Origin of the sequence: Psychrobacter sp. ANT_H3 (assembly GCF_027919975.1) — a bacterium.
GTDB lineage: Bacteria > Pseudomonadota > Gammaproteobacteria > Pseudomonadales > Moraxellaceae > Psychrobacter > Psychrobacter maritimus.
This window is the reverse complement of sequence record NZ_JAQISM010000001.1, coordinates 254,445-266,989: the sequence shown is the minus strand read 5'-3', so window position 1 is coordinate 266,989 and position 12,545 is coordinate 254,445. Positions and strand designations below refer to the sequence as shown.

At 42.8% G+C, this 12,545-nt stretch carries 13 protein-coding genes; 9 read left to right on the top strand and 4 right to left on the bottom strand.

Annotation, left to right across the window (positions count from 1 at the left end):
* Positions 1-74 precede the first annotated feature (74 nt).
* The 3 genes from PG901_RS01050 to PG901_RS01040 all read left to right on the top strand — a co-directional run bounded on the left by PG901_RS01050 (position 75) and on the right by PG901_RS01040 (position 1,188).
* Positions 75-398 (top strand): hypothetical protein, encoded by a 324-nt coding sequence (locus PG901_RS01050; RefSeq protein WP_201618608.1) that lies wholly within the window; start codon positions 75-77, stop codon positions 396-398.
* Between the two features lie 86 nt (positions 399-484).
* A complete protein-coding gene (locus tag PG901_RS01045) occupies positions 485-838 on the top strand; it encodes a hypothetical protein (protein WP_271133159.1) in 354 nt (117 codons plus the stop codon).
* Positions 835-1,188, top strand: coding sequence for a TusE/DsrC/DsvC family sulfur relay protein (locus tag PG901_RS01040; protein WP_271133158.1), 354 nt, complete (start codon positions 835-837; stop codon positions 1,186-1,188). Before PG901_RS01045 ends, PG901_RS01040 begins: the two co-directional genes overlap by 4 nt.
* Positions 1,189-1,282: 94 nt before the next feature.
* Here PG901_RS01040 and PG901_RS01035 read toward each other — a convergent pair whose 3' ends face one another.
* The gene (locus PG901_RS01035) at positions 1,283-1,855 is read right to left on the bottom strand and encodes a tRNA (cytidine(34)-2'-O)-methyltransferase (RefSeq protein WP_271133157.1); all 573 of its coding nucleotides are present in this window, start codon (positions 1,853-1,855) and stop codon (positions 1,283-1,285) included.
* A 275-nt stretch (positions 1,856-2,130) separates the two neighbouring features.
* Here PG901_RS01035 and PG901_RS01030 point away from each other — a divergent pair, with 275 nt between their 5' ends.
* Positions 2,131-2,271 (top strand): entericidin A/B family lipoprotein, encoded by a 141-nt coding sequence (locus tag PG901_RS01030; protein ID WP_144296920.1) that lies wholly within the window; start codon positions 2,131-2,133, stop codon positions 2,269-2,271.
* Between the two features lie 70 nt (positions 2,272-2,341).
* Here the strand turns inward: PG901_RS01030 and hemW are convergent, their stop codons facing one another.
* Positions 2,342-3,727 (bottom strand): radical SAM family heme chaperone HemW, encoded by a 1,386-nt coding sequence (gene hemW, locus PG901_RS01025; RefSeq protein WP_442966834.1) that lies wholly within the window; start codon positions 3,725-3,727, stop codon positions 2,342-2,344.
* A 267-nt stretch (positions 3,728-3,994) separates the two neighbouring features.
* On the opposite strand from hemW, the gene PG901_RS01020 reads away from it, so the two are divergent.
* The 5 genes from PG901_RS01020 (at position 3,995) to accC (ending at position 9,582) form a co-directional block, all read left to right on the top strand.
* Positions 3,995-4,486 carry an EVE domain-containing protein gene (locus PG901_RS01020; RefSeq protein WP_271133156.1) on the top strand — a complete coding sequence of 164 codons (492 nt, stop codon included), beginning with the start codon at positions 3,995-3,997 and terminating at the stop codon, positions 4,484-4,486.
* Between the two features lie 136 nt (positions 4,487-4,622).
* Positions 4,623-5,663, top strand: a complete 1,041-nt coding sequence (locus PG901_RS01015; RefSeq protein WP_271133155.1) for a hypothetical protein — start codon at positions 4,623-4,625, stop codon at positions 5,661-5,663.
* A gap of 351 nt (positions 5,664-6,014) precedes the next feature.
* Positions 6,015-7,382 (top strand): MATE family efflux transporter, encoded by a 1,368-nt coding sequence (locus PG901_RS01010; protein WP_271133154.1) that lies wholly within the window; start codon positions 6,015-6,017, stop codon positions 7,380-7,382.
* A 251-nt stretch (positions 7,383-7,633) separates the two neighbouring features.
* Positions 7,634-8,062 (top strand): acetyl-CoA carboxylase biotin carboxyl carrier protein, encoded by a 429-nt coding sequence (accB, locus tag PG901_RS01005; RefSeq protein WP_201624799.1) that lies wholly within the window; start codon positions 7,634-7,636, stop codon positions 8,060-8,062.
* Positions 8,063-8,220: 158 nt separating this feature from the next.
* The gene (gene accC, locus PG901_RS01000) at positions 8,221-9,582 is read left to right on the top strand and encodes an acetyl-CoA carboxylase biotin carboxylase subunit (protein WP_183617923.1); all 1,362 of its coding nucleotides are present in this window, start codon (positions 8,221-8,223) and stop codon (positions 9,580-9,582) included.
* A 155-nt stretch (positions 9,583-9,737) separates the two neighbouring features.
* Here accC and PG901_RS00995 read toward each other — a convergent pair whose 3' ends face one another.
* Both PG901_RS00995 and leuA read right to left on the bottom strand, forming a co-directional pair.
* Positions 9,738-10,355, bottom strand: a complete 618-nt coding sequence (locus PG901_RS00995; protein WP_271133153.1) for a hypothetical protein — start codon at positions 10,353-10,355, stop codon at positions 9,738-9,740.
* A gap of 301 nt (positions 10,356-10,656) precedes the next feature.
* The gene (leuA, locus tag PG901_RS00990) at positions 10,657-12,441 is read right to left on the bottom strand and encodes a 2-isopropylmalate synthase (RefSeq protein WP_271133152.1); all 1,785 of its coding nucleotides are present in this window, start codon (positions 12,439-12,441) and stop codon (positions 10,657-10,659) included.
* Positions 12,442-12,545 lie beyond the last annotated feature (104 nt).

Below are 12,545 nucleotides of genomic sequence, written 5' to 3'. Positions count from 1 at the left end.
GCCTATAAATAGTTAGCCCATAAAAAACTAGCTTAGCAATAACGGTTAGCGATACCTCAGATTAGGAATACACCATGAAATTACTCATTCGCTTGCACACAGCTACCGAGATGGCAAGCTATGAAGGCTGCGCGCTGGCTTTAACTTTAGCGACTTTTGGTCATGAGGTGCAGCTGTATTTGGATGCGCCTGTATTTGGCTTTTTAATGCAGCCTAACTCACGTCTACATGGCATGATTCAGTCACTTGAGTTATATGATATGCCAGCTGCTTGGTTACCGGATGATGTGTTTAGCGGTTGGATTACCGGTATGCTACCGGCTGATTTGGCGACGCAATTGACCTTGATTCCAGAGGTAGTAAATTCGCAAGATTTTGACCAGATTCTGGTTTTTTAGTAGCAGCTTTTAGTACTAGTACGACTCTTCACTCTTAATATTTAGTTTGATATAACAATAAATACAGTAAGTAAGCGGACACGATTATGGCAACTTTATACCAATTACATTGCAGCATGGATACGCTCAGACGTAGCACAGAACAGATGGCATCGACATGGCGTGCTGGTGATAGCATCATATTATTAGGCTCAACGGTCGCTTTTATTGACTGGTTTAATGCCTACTTAGGTGACCTTGAGAGCATCGAGATAGAAGATATCGCTGCTATTTATGCCCTCGCCGAGGATGTGGCGCAGCTTAGTGTTGATACAACCGCTAAGCTAAACCTTACTACGAAATTAACCGCTATTTTAAGCGATGATGAATGGGTCGCCTTAACTCAAAATACTCATGCTAATGGTGCTAAGTTTGATAAAGTGGTGACGATTGCTCTATGAATAATGACAATACAATCATTCCTATCACAGCAGCGCTCAACGTTGAATTAGATCAAGACGGACATTTATGCGACCATACGATTTGGACGCCTGCGATTGCGCAGCAACTCGCTAACACTCTAGATGTGACTCTAAATGCTGAACATTTAGCAATCTTGCAACAGGTGCGCGCATTTTTTGTCAAATTTAATCACGCCCCTGCTACCCGCCCGCTGATTAAATGGCTACAGCAAACTTTACCTGAGCATGACATCAGTAATCAAAAGCTCCAGCAGCTATTTAATACTGGTTTGGTCGCCCGTCACGTCAATCGTCTTGCAGGTTTACCAAAACCGCCTAATTGTTTATAAAAAACGTGGTTTATAAAAAAAAGCAGTAAAAAAGAGGTTAAAGAAAATCATTAGTTTAATTCTCTTTAACCTCTTTTTGACGTAACTACCTTCTCTATTTCGGGTCATAAACTGTCAAGGTGTCATAACCGATACTGCGACCTTCATCGCCGTCAAACCCTTGCTGTCGCCAGACTTCATACAAGCATATCGCCACGCTATTAGACAGATTTAAACTGCGCGAATCCGCCAGCATTGGTAAGCGTAGCCAATTATTAGCACCGATATCGGCACGGATATCATCTGGTAGCCCTGCCGTTTCAGAACCGAAAACCAGCGCAACATGATTTGATGATGGGCTAGTAGTCGACTGATTGTCTGATTGGTCAGTCGTTTGCCCGCTAAAACCATAGTCATAAAACGGTTTGCTAAGCTTGGTTGTAAGCGCGGTAATAATATCGCAACCAGCAGCTTGCAGCGCTTGTTTGGTCATTGCCCAATCGTCATGTACTTGCAGATGGGCATATTCATGATAATCCAAACCTGCGCGGCGTAGCTTTTTATCGTCGAGCTCAAACCCTAACGGTCTAACCAAGTGTAGCTGCGCCCCACTGTTGGCACATAAGCGAATAATATTGCCAGTATTGCTAGGCATCTTTGGCGCTACCAATACGATATGAATGGTCATACGAACTCCGTCAATGGTTTGGACTTTATATTTGGCTTATATAGCAGGCGTAATCAAAAGTTACAGTTTACTGCCAATAATTACATTTTGATACTGTGCTCTGATTTTAACTTTGATTATGATGGCTGTAACGGACAACGAGATGGCTTAAAAACATTGCTATCCCATCATGCAATGTTATCGTATCCTGCAACCCCTCAGTAAAACTTAAGCAAAACGCTAAGTTTTACTGTTATTACTTATAAAACAACCCTGTCTTTTTTGAGGAAAAAATTATGAAAAAATTGGTTATCGCATCTTTGACTGCTATGTTTGTACTAACTGGTTGCAACACTTTTAAAGGTCTAGGTCAAGACGTTTCAAGTGCTGGTGGCGCCGTAACTGGTACTGCACAAGAAGTACAAAACAAAATCTAAGTCTGAATATTGTTAGACTTATTTTAAAGAGGCTTATCATTTGGTAAGCCTCTTTTTTTATCTTCTGATTTTACAAAAACTCTCTTAAGATTTGATTCAGATACCTTTTACCCAATGCAGTCGGCTGTAAATGCTCATTATCATCTATCAACAGTCCTTGTTTAATGAGCTTATTCACCTCTAGAGCAATACTGTCATAGCTCAGTCCTGTCCGAGCTTCAAACAACGACCACGCCACGCCATCATGTAAACGTAACGCATTGAGCATAAATTCACTGACCAGCTCATCACTTGCAATGGCTTGCCAGCCGACCATTTTTGGCGGCGTTGGCGTTTTTAGCATCATAGTTATTATTTTATTTTGCTCACTTGTTTCATTTTGCTTAGTCTCATCTTGGTAGCCCATATAGTCTTTGGGCAGACGTGATTTGCTAAAGCGATAAATACCTGACTTGCCTACTGTCTCCTTTAATGCCTCTTTTGACACCTTCTCCGCAGTCCACTCTTTAATCGCGGCGTCATCAATGGTAACTTTACCGTGAGCACCTGCACCAATCGCCAAATAGTCACCAAACTGCCAATAATTGACGTTGTGACGACAAGGTTTATCGGACGCGCCTGCCCATGCCGATACTTCGTAATTGTTATAGCCCAAACTTTCAAGCAATGCCTGACCCGCTTGTTCGATATCCGCCAAGCTATCTTCATCGGGTAAAATCGGCTGACTGCGATAAAACACGGTATTTGGCTCAATGGTCAACTGATACCAAGAAATATGCGTAGCACCTGCGTCATGTGCCATTTGAATATCGTTCAAGGCTTCACTCATCGTTTGCTTTGGTAGCCCATGCATCAAATCCACATTGACGCGCTCAAATCCCGCGAGACGAGCCGCTTTAATTGCTGATATCGCTTGGGCTGGATTGTGAATACGCCCCAGTGTGGTGAGCTGCTCAGCAGCAAAGCTTTGTACGCCAATCGACAAACGATTGATGCCTACCTTTAAATACTCCGCAAATGGTGCATGCTCAAGGGTGCCTGGATTGGCCTCCATCGTTACTTCAATGTCACCGGCAAACCTAAAAATCTCGCGCAAACTGTTAAATAAGCGTTGATACTGAGTAATGGGCAGTAGCGAGGGAGTACCGCCACCGATAAATACTGAGCTGATTTCTCGCCCTTGGGTTAACGCCTGCTGCGACGCTGCATCAAGTATTAGCGCATCAACATACTCATCATACATAGACAGCTGACTGTCAATCGGCAGCTCATGCGAGTTAAAATCACAATAAGGGCATTTTTTGACGCACCACGGAATATGAATATAAAGCGCTAATGGAATATCTCTGACATCGAGCGCACTTATACTGTCAGGACTTGTATTGTCATGATTGAAATTATCACGATTAACAGCGTCAAGGTTGTTGGAAAAATGAGACAATTTGATATTTGACATAATCGCACTTATCTATAAAGGGGTAGCTGCTATCATAAGCAGAAAGTAGCGCTAGGATAACGGCTGGGCGAGCTAAAGAAAAGCCTAATCAGCATAAATTAGACATAAAAGCAGTGACACAAAATGGTGTTTAAGCTGATAGCTCATAGCTAGAATACAAAAAAAGCTCAATGACCATATAAGATGAGAATCTATGATGAGCAGCTTTTAAACTCATCACTATTAAACCGTTATTATTACACTAATAATTTTACAAGGATAAAGACCATGGCCTATTGGCTTATCAAATCTAATCCCCGCTGTTTTAATATAGAAGACTTACAACGTGCGGGCACGGAGATGTGGGACGGTGTCCGTAACTACCGCGCCCGCAACTTTATGCGTGACGATATGAAAGTCGGTGACAAAGCATTTTTTTACCATTCGAGCGCCAGACCTTCTGGCGTCGCTGGCATCGTGACCATTAGCAAGGCCGGCTACCCTGACAGCACCCAGTTTCATCCTGAGTATCGCCATTATGACCCTAAAGCAACTGAAGATGAGCCGCGCTGGTATATGGTAGATGTGACTTTTGAGCAAGCTTTTACAGATATATTGCCCTTAGCCCAACTTAAGTTTTTGCCGGTGCTTGAGGATTCTTTATTGCTAAGAAAAGGCTGTGAGCAGCTAACTATTCTGCCCCTTGAACCCAAGCATTGGAACACGATTATGGATATGGCAGAAGAGCTTAATCTGTTGCCAGAGAATGCTAGTCTTTGACGGTAACGATGGTGTAAGAATTTTTATGTCATGAGTGCACATTTATCCACGTACATACCTGATAGATTTTGCTATATTTATGCACAGAAATTATTTTTGCTTCTCTAAAATAGCAATCAACCATCAGGACTCATTTATGAGCGCACCCAAGCTACTACTATCTGTATTAACAGCCAGCATCCTAAGTCTAACCCTCAGCGCCTGTGGCAGTGATGGCGACAAAGTGAAGAAAGAATATGATCGCGTAGAAGATCAAGTAAAAGATGAATACGATCGCGTGGAAGATAAAGTCAAAGAGAAATATAAAGAAGTCGAAGATAAATTGAGCGATGATGAAAAATCTATGGCTGAGATTTTGGAATCGGTCTTTTTACCAGAAGAATCGCTTGATAAGTTCTTGGATAAGCTAACGCCAGAAGGCGGTCGCGGTGGTCTTTATGCGGGGCACTTTGTCGAGATTGGCGATGGTGACAGCAGCGATATTGATATCGGTGCGGTATACTTTGATATCAGTAAAGATGGCGCAGGCAGTGTCGATGGTAGCTTTAGTTATCAGCAGCAAGTTTGCCAAGAAAACAATGCGTTAGGTATCAATTCAGCAATCAAAGTAGACAATTATATCGCTGGTAAAGTGACGGGCAGCCTTGATACATTAGAATTTTTAGACATTAAATATGTCAGTGATTTAGGGATAGAGACACCAAACTTATTAACGACCTTTGCTGGTAGCTTTGCGAAAAATGAAGCAGGGGCGCCTTGGAAAGGCAGTTTTGAATATCAAGATGGTCTAGGTGGTAAAAAGCTATCGAGTGGTCAAGATAATTGTAATGTTACTTATACCATTAGTGACCGCTCTAACTTTAAGACTTACCCACTCGACTATCAACTTGGCAACCTCAATCTTGATATTATCGGTAATGGTAGTCAAAAAACTGTCACGTGGCAAAACCCTAGCAATGCTAAGCATGTCTTAGTGAGTCAAATTGATGTTAATAAAGCAGAATCGGGTGCTAACGGTTATGTACAGAATCTGATATTGAGCAATCTTGAGACCCAGTTTGCTCCTGTTATTCCCGATAGTTCAACCAATTATGCCATTGTCGTACAGGCATTTGACGCCAATAACACCTTGATTGGCTATCAAGCACTGGTGCAAGACTTACCTGAATCCTTATAAATAATTAATTTTATCTGTATTGCTACACTAGCAAACCTTAGACCATTAGACGAGTATAAGTATTAACAAACGCGTCTAGAACGTTGACATCAGACTTAAGCTTGTTTACCATTATTTTTAATAATAACCTGTCGATTCTGCTTGCGAATTGACGGGTTATTTTTATTTTAGGGCTACCATTTTTATTTTTATACCTAACCGGCCTATTGTTACTCAGATTGGACTTGCTCATATTATTTATCGGAGTATTATCGTCGCACCAATCCTATTTTACTGTCTTGCTATTAACTTGTTGATGGCAGCATTTGCTCATCTACAATCATTACCGCAAAGAATAAAAAGTTGCTTATTATGGTTTTCCCATTATCTTTCAGAGATTTTAAAAGTTACAGCTTACGCTTAGGCGTACTTGCACTGCCTATTTTGATTACCCAGTTTTGCCAAGCCGCACTTGGGGTTGTCGATGCCATTATGGCCGGTCAAGTCTCTGCCCTTGACCTAGCCGCCGTCGCTGTTGGTTCCGGTATTTGGCTGCCGCTGTTTTTATTGGCGACCGGTATTTTGATTGCCACCACGCCGCTCATTGGCGAAGCAATCGGGCAAAACAAACACAGCCAAGTACCACACATCACCCAGCAGTCTTTATGGACGGCAGGTGTCATCGGCATTCTCGGTTTTATTATTGTCAATCTGGCACCCAATATACTTGGGGTGATGGGTGTGCCTGAAAACATCCAACCTATCGCTTCCCAATATCTACGAGGGGTATCGTTCGGTTTCCCTGCGATTGCGGTCTATGCGGTACTGCGCAGTTATTGTGAGGCGCTTGGTCGACCAGAGCCTGTCACTGTTATCAGTATCATCGGGCTGCTTGCCGATATTCCGCTTAACTATATCTTTATCCATGGTTTATTTGGCATGCCTGAGATGGGCGGCGCAGGTTGCGGGGTTGCAACCGCAATAGTCCTTTGGATTAATGTCATACTATTAGCGACTTATACCAGTTTTACTAAGCGTCAACAGTTTGCTAGTACGCGCTTCTTTTATGCTTTTGCCCGTCCCAATCGCGCGCAAATCAAAAAACTATTAAAGCTTGGTATCCCGATTGGCATTTCTATCTTTTTTGAAGCCAGTTTGTTTAGCTTGGGAGCATTGGTAATCAGCCCCTTAGGCGAGCTTGCAACCGCCTCGCATCAGGTGGCGCTATCGGTGACCTCGCAGCTGTTTATGATTCCCATCTCAGTTGCGATGGCGCTGACGATTATGGTGTCCAATCGCTTTGGTGAGAAAAACCTGATGGCATTACGTCAGGTACAAGCCACAGGCTTGATATGGACGGTAATAATTGCCCTTACTTGTATGCTTGGCATTTGGTTATTTAGACCGCAATTGGCCGCGGCCTTTACCGACAATCCCGACGTCACAGCCCAAGCCATGCACCTACTTATCTTTGCCTTAGCCTATCAGTTATTTGATGGTTGGCAGGTCAATGTCGCCGGTATATTACGCGGTATGCAAGACACCACCATACCGATGTGGGTCACGCTATTTTGTTATTGGCTCGTGGCCCTACCACTTGGTATTTATCTGGTGCGCTTTACCGACGTTGGCGCGCAAGGTTTTTGGATGGCACTTATCACCGGCTTATTCCTATCTTCCATCTTGCTTACCGTACGTTTGCGCTATCAGCAAAAACGCTTGACCATGATGTGGGCTTAATGTTGTCATTACCTTTATCCAATCGTAGCGTCTAGTAACCATTACTAGCGCTACCTTGTCACATAGACTATGATAAATCATTAAGTATTTCTTACTCTATAAGATAGCTTACGTCATAATATGTAAAAAAACTCAGTTAACAACTGTACATCGATTGCTCATTGGCGTGAATATAGGTATCATTAGCAATTACCAACACAATATTTAGTTACACTATTTTCTCGAATTTAGTACAAGGCAAAATTAAAATTATGGATATTGAAAAAATACGCACCCTGATCGCACTCATGGAAGAAAGTGAACTGGTTAATTTAGAAATCAGCTCAGACGACGAACATATTAGCTTAACTCGTCACTATGATGCGCCTGCACCAACGATGATGGCCGCTCCTAGTGTTGGCGCTGCGCCAATCGCTGCTGAAGCCACAGCTGCTATCAAAGCTGGTAGCGTTGAGACATCGCCGATGGTTGGTGTTTTCTATTCAGCCCCAAGCCCTAACGATCCACCGTTTGTAAAGGTTGGACAAAAAGTACAAGCGGGTGACACGCTTGGTATTATTGAAGCTATGAAAATCATGAATCCTCTTGAAGCGACTCAAAGCGGTATTGTGGATGAAATCTTAGTCAATAACTCTGAAGTTGTGCAGTTTGGTCAGCCGGTCATACGCTACAAAGCGTAACGCTATTTCCAACCTTTACTTTGTAATGATTGAGACCTCGTTATTATTGATACGGCATCAGCGCTCAATTTACCTAAATGAGTTGTATCGTCATTTATTTTTATGATGTCTAAAATAGCGACTTTATCAATGACTGCCGCTTCAACAAGGATGACCCCATGATAAAAAAACTGCTCATCGCCAATAGAGGTGAGATTGCCCTACGTATCGTTCGAGCTTGTAAGGCGCTTGGCATAGAGACTGTCGGCGTCTATTCTACCGCTGATGCAAATTTGATGCATTTACGCTTTGTTGATGAAGCAATCTGTATTGGCAAACCCAATGCCAACCAAAGCTATCTTGATATCAATACGATTTTGACCGCCGCTGAAATTACTGGTGCTGACGCCATTCATCCCGGTTATGGTTTTTTAGCTGAAAATGCTGAGTTCGCTGAGCGTATCGAAGAAGCCGGATTGACCTTCGTCGGCCCTAACGCCGATCATATTCGCTTAATGGGCAATAAAGTTTCTGCCATCAATGCCATGAAAAAAGCAGGTGTGCCAACGGTACCCGGTTCAGTGGGTGCGGTGACCATGCACAATGCGGAAGAGCAAGCACGCAACATTGGCTTTCCGCTTATTATTAAAGCAGCTGCAGGCGGTGGTGGTCGTGGTATGCGCGTCGTTGAGCGCTTTGAGGAAATTATTGGTCAAGTGCAAGCGGCAAAGCAAGAAGCTGAATTGTGGTTTGGCGACGATACCGTCTATATGGAGCGTTATCTACAAAATCCGCGCCACGTAGAAGTACAGGTACTTGGCGACGGCAACGGTAATGCGATTCATCTTTATGACCGTGATTGCTCTTTACAGCGCCGCCATCAAAAAGTATTAGAAGAGGCACCTGCCCCTGATATCCCTGATGATGTACGTCAGCCTATCCTCGATGCCTGTGTCAAAGCCTGTAAGCTGGTCAAGTATCGCGGTGCTGGGACGTTTGAGTTTTTATTTGAAAACAATGAATTCTTTTTTATCGAGATGAATACGCGCGTACAGGTTGAGCATACCATCACCGAGATGATTACAGGTATCGATGTGGTCGTTGAGCAGCTTAAAATCGCAGCGGGCTACGGTTTATCTTATCGTCAAAGCGAAATTGAAGTTCAAGGTCATGCGATTGAATGTCGTATCAATGCTGAAGATCCAGTGACCTTTATGCCATCACCCGGTACTGTCACTCAGCTGTACTCACCTAGTGGCGCTGGCGTTCGCTTTGATTCACATCTCTATCCCGGCTATGAGATTCCAAGCTACTACGACTCACTCATTGGCAAGCTTATCTGCCATGGTCAAACGCGGCAGCAAGCAATCTCTAAAACCTTGCACGCACTTGATGAATTGGTGATTGAAGGTATCAAGACAAATATACCGATGCATCGCGATGTAATTTTGGCTGATGATAAATTTGTCCATGAAGCACAAAATATTCATTATCTTGAAAGAGAGTTATTAACAGCCAATAAAGACAAGGCTGATTCCTAGTCTTTCTAAATGCTATTGTTTTACAAGAAAGTTAATAAAAAAACCGCTATCCAAATAGATAGCGGTTTTTTATTGTGTCAGTATTTTATAAATGAAGATTTTAAATTTTATAGATAACAGTTTATAGACGACAGTTTATAAATGATAATAAAATATTATGGTAATACTCTAGTGAAATTCATAAAGCATTCGGTACCATCAGGATCGGCACACCACTGCATTTGATTACCGTCATGGTTTAAAAACGCAATCAGCGCCTCATCAGTCTGATCTATCTGATTGCCTGAGCAATCTACCTCATTGTTATCATAGACCGTTTTGAGAGCAATAATCGGCAAACCCTCTTCGCGGTGAGTGACTAGGTAGCGACCATAGGTCCATTCTTTACCGCTGACCGCCCACATCTCATTATCCGCAGCAAAGTTATATAACTCACGGCATTGATTGGATTTCGCTGCTGAAGCCATCAGTTTTTGACTGCTGCTCGGCTTTATATTAACGATACGTTTTTCATTTTGGCTCAGTAGTCCATCTTTTGTATCAGCGTTTACTTTTGGCTCAGGACTTTTTTCTTTTTGCTGCTTGGATGCTGCTTGTCTGGCCTCCGCTTCTTTGGTCATTGTGATACTACTGTCTAAATCTATCTCCCACTGTCCGGCAATGGCGGGACTGATATGCGTGGTAATCGTGGGCTTACTGACGACTTCACCATTCGCTGGCAGTGAAGCTAAAATAGATGCCAATGTAAATGAAGCAAATGATATAGGTTCCATAATTAACCTTGTTTTTCTACTATTATAATAATGAATGATATATACATTAGCGTAAGTCTTAGACACCAAAAACACAAGTAACATTATGCTATCACTCGTAAAGACGTCGCTAAGCACGCACTCAGTTATAATGATTTCAATATAAAAAAGGTACTTTTAAAATAGCGTTCTGCTAAGTTAAATTCTTACATAAAAAATAACGCCATGGCTAACTTGCTGGTTGCAAGAGCCATGACGTTATAGGTTACCGTATTAAATAAACTGTCTTAATGCTAAGACTATTTTAATATTATGAATCTTATTAAGCAGCGGCGGTATTTACTGCCTGAGCAAAGGCAGATAAAGCGCCTTTAAGCATCGCCGATACGGTACTACTACAAGTACCAATACCTGAATAAACTTCACCATCGACATTTAGCTGAATGTAAGCGGCAGCGTTGGCGTTGGTTTTGTTATCATTATTGGTATCATCATCGATACCATCACCGCTATTGTGCTGCGGATTAATCGCATGCTCAGCGTAGTTGATGACATGAATGGATTTACCCGTATGCTGAGCAAGTCCGTCAATGAACGATGACAAGGGACCGTTACCCGTACCATCAATAGTGATGGCGTCACCATTCATCTGTACTTGACCGTTAAAGTACACCTCGCCGCCTTTATTATTGACGCTATAATCTAGAAGCTCAAAGCTGCCTTGCTGCAAATAAGTGTCTTCAAAGGTTTGTAAGATTTCATCATTCTGTAATTCACGAGCCGCGTTTTCCGCTTGTTTTTGTACCACACCGCTAAAGTCAATCTGCATCCAGCGTGGCAAATTAAAGCCATAGTTACGCTGCAAGATATAAGCAACGCCGCCTTTACCAGACTGGCTATTGATACGTACCACGTCTTGATAGCTGCGACCGATATGCGCCGGATCAATTGGCAAGTACGCCACATCCCACACATTTTCGGTCTGCTCGGCATGCTTTTCATTATAATCGAGGCATTTTTTAATGGCATCTTGATGCGAGCCACTAAAGGCGGTAAAGACCAACTCGCCAACGTACGGATGACGAGGATGAAGTGGCAAGTTATTACACTCGCTCACCACCTGTACAATCTCACTCATATTACTAAAATCAAGCTCTGGATCAACGCCTTGGCTGAACAAGTTCATTGCCATGACCATGATATCCATATTACCGGTACGCTCACCATTACCAAGCAAGGTGCCTTCAATACGATCGGCACCAGCAAGCACGCCAAGCTCAGCCGCCGCTACGGCACAGCCACGGTCATTATGAGTATGCAAACTGATAGTGACATGCTCACGTTTGGCAAGATGAAGACAGAAATATTCAACTTGGTCAGCAAAGACGTTTGGCGTTGATGCTTCAACCGTCGCGGGTAAGTTTAAAATCACTTCTTGACCGTTTTCAGGCTTCCAGACATCACAAACCGCGTCACAGACTTCGACTGCATATTCCGTCTCAGTTTGGCTAAAGCTTTCAGGTGAATACTGGAATACCCATTCTGTTTCCGGATATTTGGCCGCGTATTCGACCAATAAATTCGCACCGGTAATGGCAATCTCTTTAATTTCAGCTTTATTTTTACCGTATACTTTTTCGCGTTGGATACGGCACGTTGAGTTATAAACGTGGACGATGGCACGCTTCGCCCCTTTTAATGATTCAAAAGTACGGGCAATCAAATGCTCGCGAGCCTGCACCAATACTTGCAAGGTGACATCAGCAGGCACATGGTTTTCTTCGATTAATTTGCGCGCAAAATCAAACTCAACTTGCGCCGCTGACGGGAAACCAATTTCAATTTCTTTAAAACCCACATCGACCAAGGTTTTAAAAAAGCGCATTTTTTGTTCAATCGTCATCGGATCGATTAACGCCTGATTACCATCGCGCAGGTCCACGCTTGCCCAAATTGGTGATTTCTCAATCGTTTTGCTCGGCCAAGTGCGATCTGTCAGCACAGGTGCAAACGCAAATGGACGATATTTACGGAAATCGAAAGCGGCATTTTTGGGGGTAACTTTTGCAGAGGTGTTGTCTGCATGGCGTGTTGCTTGATTAGGCATAATCAATCCTTAGATAACATAAAGAGCTGAGTTGAAGTGTAGATTTTAGCTGGGCAACTAATGACCAAATCATTCTTTATCATACGAGATAATAAAAGTTTATG

Bases quoted from the DNA above. Each gene is read 5' to 3' on its own strand.
- PG901_RS01040 (WP_271133158.1), top strand. From the start codon at position 835: ATGAATAATGACAATACAATCATTCCTATCACAGCAGCGCTCAACGTT.
- PG901_RS01015 (WP_271133155.1), top strand. From the start codon at position 4,623: ATGAGCGCACCCAAGCTACTACTATCTGTATTAACAGCCAGCATCCTA.
- PG901_RS01030 (WP_144296920.1), top strand. From the start codon at position 2,131: ATGAAAAAATTGGTTATCGCATCTTTGACTGCTATGTTTGTACTAACT.
- PG901_RS01010 (WP_271133154.1), top strand. From the start codon at position 6,015: ATGGTTTTCCCATTATCTTTCAGAGATTTTAAAAGTTACAGCTTACGC.
- PG901_RS01020 (WP_271133156.1), top strand. From the start codon at position 3,995: ATGGCCTATTGGCTTATCAAATCTAATCCCCGCTGTTTTAATATAGAA.
- PG901_RS01050 (WP_201618608.1), top strand. From the start codon at position 75: ATGAAATTACTCATTCGCTTGCACACAGCTACCGAGATGGCAAGCTAT.
- accB (WP_201624799.1), top strand. From the start codon at position 7,634: ATGGATATTGAAAAAATACGCACCCTGATCGCACTCATGGAAGAAAGT.
- PG901_RS01035 (WP_271133157.1), bottom strand. From the start codon at position 1,855: ATGACCATTCATATCGTATTGGTAGCGCCAAAGATGCCTAGCAATACT.
- hemW (WP_442966834.1), bottom strand. From the start codon at position 3,727: ATGTCAAATATCAAATTGTCTCATTTTTCCAACAACCTTGACGCTGTT.
- PG901_RS01045 (WP_271133159.1), top strand. From the start codon at position 485: ATGGCAACTTTATACCAATTACATTGCAGCATGGATACGCTCAGACGT.
- PG901_RS00995 (WP_271133153.1), bottom strand. From the start codon at position 10,355: ATGGAACCTATATCATTTGCTTCATTTACATTGGCATCTATTTTAGCT.
- leuA (WP_271133152.1), bottom strand. From the start codon at position 12,441: ATGCCTAATCAAGCAACACGCCATGCAGACAACACCTCTGCAAAAGTT.
- accC (WP_183617923.1), top strand. From the start codon at position 8,221: ATGATAAAAAAACTGCTCATCGCCAATAGAGGTGAGATTGCCCTACGT.